This is a genomic window from Ornithinibacillus halophilus (assembly GCF_900129485.1).
Lineage (GTDB): Bacteria > Bacillota > Bacilli > Bacillales > Amphibacillaceae > Ornithinibacillus > Ornithinibacillus halophilus.
This window is the reverse complement of sequence record NZ_FQVW01000087.1, coordinates 1-6,066: the sequence shown is the minus strand read 5'-3', so window position 1 is coordinate 6,066 and position 6,066 is coordinate 1. Positions and strand designations below refer to the sequence as shown.

The window sequence follows — 6,066 nt, the reverse complement described above, 5'->3', positions numbered from 1 at the left end:
GCAGGACAAGAAGTGCATCGGAAGCATAATCATCGCACGAAGGAAATTGTTTTTTATTTCCGAGGAGTCTTCGTGTATTTCTTACGCTAGTATATATTCTTAGACAATAAGAATTATGGTTCTACTGCAATATCACTAGTTGATCTTCGCTGTGGGCAGTCGACTCCTTGAAAATGCATTTCCATTTGCATTTTCTGCGTGCGATGCGTCGCTACAGTAGCTTTCCTTGTCCTGCGGGAACAGCACGTGACCGAAGACCCCACAGCGGTGGTTTTCCGCGAGGAGGCTGAGGCCGTGCCCGCGGAAAGCGACTGTCCGCAGTGTAAATCAACAAAGCAGTTACATCGGAATTGAATAATATTAAAAATTAGATTTCACCTAAAGACTAACATTTTAACTACCTTCATGGTAATTGTTCGTTTTTGGATTATAGAGATTAAGTTATGTTCCAGCCCTCTATGTGTATGACTTTTTTATTAATCGGACTTTTTCAGCAGCCTCATCATTGCCTTAGGGGTTCTTAATCACTAAGTAGTTGTACACAATATTGTTACATTCTTCACATAGTTATAATTTACTCTTGTGATATAATTGTTTTTAAGCAACTAAACTTATAATATTTTGCTCACTATTTCACATAATTATAATTATTTGGGGGTATGTAAGATGACCAATAGTGCATGGAGTGGATTTGCAGGACAGAAATGGAAAACTGAAGTTGATGTACGTGATTTTATTATTAAAAACTTTTCCCCTTACTGTGGAGATGAATCTTTTTTAGCTAATGCCACAGAAAATACAAAAGCCTTATGGGAGCAAGTGATGGAGTTAACGATGAAAGAACGTGAAAATGGCGGCGTATTGGATATGGATACTTCCATCGTTTCAACGATTACTTCCCACGGACCTGGCTATTTAAATAAAGACAAAGAAAAAATTGTTGGTTTTCAAACAGATAAAGCATTTAAACGTTCCCTACAACCATTTGGTGGGATTCGTATGGCCAAAGCTTCACTAGAATCATATGGATATGAAATTGATGAACAAGTAGAAAAAGTATTCACTGACTACCGTAAAACTCATAACCAAGGTGTGTTTGATGCGTATACTCCAGAAATGAAATTAGCTAGAAAAGCCGGAATCATTACCGGGTTACCGGATGCTTACGGGCGTGGTCGAATTATTGGAGACTATCGACGCGTAGCTTTATATGGTGTTGATCATTTAATTGAGGCAAAAAAACAAGACCTTAGTTTAGTTGGTGGGAATGGTGGGAATGGTGTGATGTCTGATGATGTCATCCGTGATCGAGAAGAGATCATGGAACAGATTCGTGCCCTTCAAGAACTAAAACATTTAGCTGAGATTTATGGGTATGATATTTCAAAACCAGCTACAAATGCTTACGAAGCTTTCCAATGGTTATATTTTGCATACTTAGCTGCTATTAAAGAACAAAATGGTGCAGCAATGAGTCTTGGAAGAGTATCAACTTTTCTTGATATTTATATAGAACGAGATATTTTTAATAACATCATGACAGAAGAAGAAGCACAAGAGCTTGTGGATCATTTCGTCATGAAACTTCGCTTAGTAAAATTTGCACGTACGCCTGATTACAATGAGTTATTTAGTGGAGATCCTACATGGGTAACTGAAGCTATTGCAGGAATTGCAAAAGATGGTACACCACTTGTTACGAAGAATTCATTCCGATTCTTGCATACGCTGACCAACCTAGGACCAGCACCAGAACCAAATTTAACTGTCCTTTGGTCTGAAAAGCTACCCGACAAGTTTAAAAAGTACTGCGCAAAAATGTCTATTCAAACTAGTTCTATTCAATATGAAAATGATGATATTATGCGTGACATTTATGGTGATGACTACGGAATTGCATGCTGTGTATCTGCGATGGAAATTGGAAAACAAATGCAATTTTTCGGTGCACGTGCCAACTTAGCCAAAGCATTGCTTTACGCTATCAATGGCGGGAAAGATGAAAAATTAGGCATCCAGGTAGGACCATCCTATGAATCTATTACGTCTGATTACCTAGACTATGAAGAAGTCGCAGAAAAATACGACCGTATGCTTGATTGGCTAGCAGGATTATATGTGAATTCATTAAATATCATTCACTACATGCATGATCGATACAGTTACGAACGAATTGAAATGGCATTACATGATCGTGAAATTTTACGTACTATGGCCTGTGGAGTTGCCGGATTATCCGTAGTTGCTGATTCATTGAGTGCCATTAAATATGCAAAAGTAAAACCAATTCGAGATGAGAATGGAATTGCGGTTGATTTTGAGACAGAGGGAGAATTTCCTAAATACGGAAATAATGATGATCGTGTTGATAGTATTGCTGTTGATCTAGTAAAACGTTTCATGAACAAAATTAGACAACATAAAACGTATCGGAATTCATTGCCGACACAATCTGTACTAACAATTACTTCTAATGTTGTTTATGGAAAGAAAACGGGTACAACACCTGATGGAAGAAAAGCCGGAGAACCATTTGCACCTGGAGCCAATCCAATGCATGGCAGGGATACTAAAGGAGCATTAGCTTCCCTATCTTCCGTGGCAAAATTACCATATGATTACTCACTTGATGGTATTAGTAATACATTCTCTATCGTACCAAAAGCATTAGGAAAAGAAGAAGAAACTAGAAAAGCAAATCTAGTTGGACTATTAGATGGATACGCAATGAAAGGTGGCCACCATTTAAACATCAATGTGTTTGACCGAGAAACATTAATGGATGCAATGGAACATCCTGAACAATATCCACAGCTTACCATCCGAGTGTCTGGCTATGCCGTTAACTTTATCAAACTAACAAGAGAGCAACAAATAGACGTAATTAACCGTACATTCCACGAAAATAGATAAGGAACTTCGGGTGGTGCTTCGTGGCGTGCCTGTCACCTCCCGAAGTTTGTCGAACCACTGGGGGTGCCTGTCACCTCCCGGGTTTTGTCGAATATTGTTGTCAAGAGGGGGAAGTTTGTAATGCTGAAAGGTCGAATTCATTCTGTTGAAACATGCGGGACTGTTGATGGTCCTGGAATACGCTACATTTTATTTATGCAAGGCTGTTTATTACGGTGCCAATTTTGCCATAATCCAGATACTTGGAAAATGGGTGATGGCAAAGAAGTAACTGTTGAAGAGGTTCTTCAAGATATTGAATCGTACGTCCCCTTCTTTAAAGCAACTGGAGGTGGAGTCACAGTTAGCGGTGGTGAACCGCTGTTACACACGAAGTTTTTAGTTGAATTATTCAAGGAGTTAAAAAAACGTGGAATTCACACCACCATTGATACATCAGGTGGATGTTTTTCCAAATCTCCATCATTTATGAAATCATTAGATCAGCTTCTATCATTAACAGACCTAGTTCTCTTAGATATTAAGCAAATTGACCCGGCTAAACATAAGTCATTAACTGGTATGTCTAATGAACATATTTTAGAGTTTGCAAGTTATTTAGCCAAGAAAAATATGCCTGTGTGGATCAGACACGTTTTAGTACCAGGTAAATCTGACTTTGATAAAGACCTCTATAAACTCGTTGACTTCATCAAAACTCTACCAAATGTAGAAAAAGTCGAAGTGCTACCATACCATAAACTAGGCGTTTATAAATGGGAAGCATTAGGACTCGAATATCCATTACATGGCGTAGAAGCCCCTACAGAAGAACGAGTGAAAAACGCAGAAAGGATTCTATCATAAAAAGCGAGGCTCCCCTCGCTTTTTTTAAAATATAAGAAAGTATAACTAGCAGAAATGTCTAGCTCCGAGGGTCTGCGCTTTTCTCTTATTAAAGAACAATAAAAATCAAAACTAACACTACTACTGTCCATATAAAAGATTGTTTCACTTTATTTTCATTAGTTAATTTTTGTTTATTCGCCTTATGTACAACGGTTAGCACAATTAAATTAATTAAATATAAAAAGTAATATAGAAAAACGTAGATCATCCAACGATTATTCTGCGTTACATCCCCAAATGGCGCGATAACAATAATGATCATAAACAACACCAAGGATACAACGAATATTAAAGCTAACAGAACATGCATTTTCTCCCACAACGGGTGGATGAGAAACGTTTTACTTTTCTTTGTTTGAAAATAAAAGATACAGCTGATTAGGCCAGTGATTATCACTAAAAATAACACCGTAAATAGTTTAGGAGTAAGCACTTCAGCACCAGTAGCCGAAAACGGTACAGCGATATCTTCTCTATATAAATCTGCTACGAATCCTAAAACAACCAGTAATACAATTATTAGTCCTTGAAAGAAAGACCATCTTGATAAAGACATCTGCAATTAACTCCTCTTCATGAAATCTATAATCCTAATCCTATCATAACATACAATATTTTCAGAATACGATAGTAACCATTAGTTCAGCTCATCCTTTTAAACAAGATTATTTGCCATACTCACAAATTGATAAAAGCCGATTGGAATCTTCTCCAACCGGCTTTTTCATTGTTTTATTATAAAATGCCCATTAATTATTTTGCTGTTTGGCTACAACTAATCTTTTAATCACTTCAAACAGTCCAATAGCAATAAAGAAAACAATAAATGTAGTTAAACCGATTAATACAATACTTAATAAGGAATTTGTGCCAAAACCTAAACTATCAAATACCGACGCAACCATATAACTTACAAGAAAAGCAAAAGCCATGACAACTAGAACTTTTATGGTGTTATTAAACATTTTGTATTCCTCCCTATATCAATTTTCTTCTTTTATCTTATATAGTTGAAATTTGTAATAACCCATACACAGAATATAAAGACCAGTCAATAAGAACATGGAAACTTTATTCATGTATCCAAACATTGCTAACGCTAAAAGGATAAATGGTAATACAATAGCAAGTAAATCAAACGCACGTGCTTTTGCTTTCTGTTGTATTAAAATTAATCGTTCATCTTTTTCTTCAATTTGTTGTTCTTTTGTTTTTGTTTTCTCATACCAGATTTCAGCTCCAGCTACCACAAAAAGTAATACGCCACAAAACGCAAAAGCAATTGGTACAAGATCTAACCTTGGAAATGGAATAGTTAATACTTCTGCTCCACTTATTCCAAGCGCAATCCCAGAAAGTAAAAGTAGGGTTCCAATAACTTCTAATGACCACAACAATCTAATCTTTAGTTTCATTCTCTTCCTCCTCATAAATAAAAATATCCTCAATAGTTAGATTAAAATACCTCGCAATCTTAAACGCTAAAATGATTGATGGATTGTACCTTCCATTTTCGAGTGAACCGATTGTTTGTCTTGTCACCTCTAATTCATTGGCGAGCTTTTCTTGGTTTATCCCATGTTGTTTTCGTATTTCTTCTAATCTGTTTTTCACCATTACTACTCCTTTATGGAAAGTTAACTTTCCATAATTATAAAGCATCCAACGAATTTTGTAAAGCAAACTTTCCATTTTAATATAAGGCTCTGTTAAAGGTTAATGTTGATATTATATAAAAAAATTAGAACTTCCAAATATCTGGAAGTTCTATTTCTTTATATAGTCTTCTTCAACTAAAGCACCCGTTAATTGAACAATAAAATTAGTACCTCACTAATTAGCCCAATCAAAACTTCTTATTTTAAATCCTTGTTTCTTTGCATAGTTATTAATTGCTTTAAGCAGCTTACTTTTGGAAATAGAAAATGATTGGTGAATTTCTCTCTTTTCATCAATTACATATTCTGCAAAAACAATATAGTTTAAGAAATCCATTTTTTTTACAACATATTGGTTGCATTCATATTCTCCGCATCTGATATTTCCAGAATAGATAAAACGAATAAGTCCGTCATAATAGTCTTGATGAGAAATCTCCACTTTCAAAAAATCTTGTAATATATCTTGCATTAAATCACATCCTCAAGTAAATTCCTTCATTTTTAAATTAAATCGGATTTATTTATTAGAAATTCTTCTTCAACTCTTCTGCTCCGTTAGTTGAATAAGATTTTTCGTTAAATCGCAAATTTAGTTAATCTAATT

General features: G+C 35.5%; 7 protein-coding genes. 2 read left to right on the top strand and 5 right to left on the bottom strand.

Annotated elements, in window-relative coordinates:
* Positions 1 to 666 precede the first annotated feature (666 nt).
* Both pflB and pflA read left to right on the top strand, forming a co-directional pair.
* The gene (gene pflB / locus BUB12_RS17090; RefSeq protein ID WP_072892121.1) at positions 667 to 2,913 is read left to right on the top strand and encodes a formate C-acetyltransferase; all 2,247 of its coding nucleotides are present in this window, start codon (positions 667 to 669) and stop codon (positions 2,911 to 2,913) included.
* Positions 2,914 to 3,033: 120 nt separating this feature from the next.
* Positions 3,034 to 3,759: a pyruvate formate-lyase-activating protein gene (gene pflA, locus BUB12_RS17085; RefSeq protein ID WP_072892120.1), complete on the top strand. Its 726-nt coding sequence runs from the start codon at positions 3,034 to 3,036 to the stop codon at positions 3,757 to 3,759.
* An 88-nt stretch (positions 3,760 to 3,847) separates the two neighbouring features.
* Here the strand turns inward: pflA and BUB12_RS17080 are convergent, their stop codons facing one another.
* The 5 genes from BUB12_RS17080 to BUB12_RS17060 form a co-directional block, all read right to left on the bottom strand.
* Complete coding sequence (locus BUB12_RS17080; RefSeq protein ID WP_072892119.1) at positions 3,848 to 4,357, bottom strand: hypothetical protein; 510 nt, start codon at positions 4,355 to 4,357, stop codon at positions 3,848 to 3,850.
* A gap of 193 nt (positions 4,358 to 4,550) precedes the next feature.
* Entirely contained in the window at positions 4,551 to 4,766 is a 216-nt protein-coding gene (locus BUB12_RS17075) for a hypothetical protein (RefSeq protein ID WP_072892118.1), read from the bottom strand.
* Positions 4,767 to 4,784: 18 nt separating this feature from the next.
* A complete protein-coding gene (locus BUB12_RS17070; RefSeq protein ID WP_072892117.1) occupies positions 4,785 to 5,216 on the bottom strand; it encodes a hypothetical protein in 432 nt (143 codons plus the stop codon).
* On the bottom strand, positions 5,200 to 5,415 hold the full coding sequence (locus BUB12_RS17065; RefSeq protein WP_072892116.1) for a helix-turn-helix transcriptional regulator: 216 nt from the start codon (positions 5,413 to 5,415) through the stop codon (positions 5,200 to 5,202). The genes BUB12_RS17070 and BUB12_RS17065 overlap by 17 nt, the downstream gene beginning before the upstream one ends.
* A gap of 219 nt (positions 5,416 to 5,634) precedes the next feature.
* The gene (locus BUB12_RS17060; RefSeq protein ID WP_072892077.1) at positions 5,635 to 5,931 is read right to left on the bottom strand and encodes a hypothetical protein; all 297 of its coding nucleotides are present in this window, start codon (positions 5,929 to 5,931) and stop codon (positions 5,635 to 5,637) included.
* Positions 5,932 to 6,066 lie beyond the last annotated feature (135 nt).

Coding starts and splice junctions, on each gene's coding strand:
- pflA (WP_072892120.1), top strand. CDS start 3,034: ATGCTGAAAGGTCGAATTCATTCTGTTGAAACATGCGGGACTGTTGAT.
- pflB (WP_072892121.1), top strand. CDS start 667: ATGACCAATAGTGCATGGAGTGGATTTGCAGGACAGAAATGGAAAACT.
- BUB12_RS17075 (WP_072892118.1), bottom strand. CDS start 4,766: ATGTTTAATAACACCATAAAAGTTCTAGTTGTCATGGCTTTTGCTTTT.
- BUB12_RS17060 (WP_072892077.1), bottom strand. CDS start 5,931: ATGCAAGATATATTACAAGATTTTTTGAAAGTGGAGATTTCTCATCAA.
- BUB12_RS17070 (WP_072892117.1), bottom strand. CDS start 5,216: ATGAAACTAAAGATTAGATTGTTGTGGTCATTAGAAGTTATTGGAACC.
- BUB12_RS17080 (WP_072892119.1), bottom strand. CDS start 4,357: ATGTCTTTATCAAGATGGTCTTTCTTTCAAGGACTAATAATTGTATTA.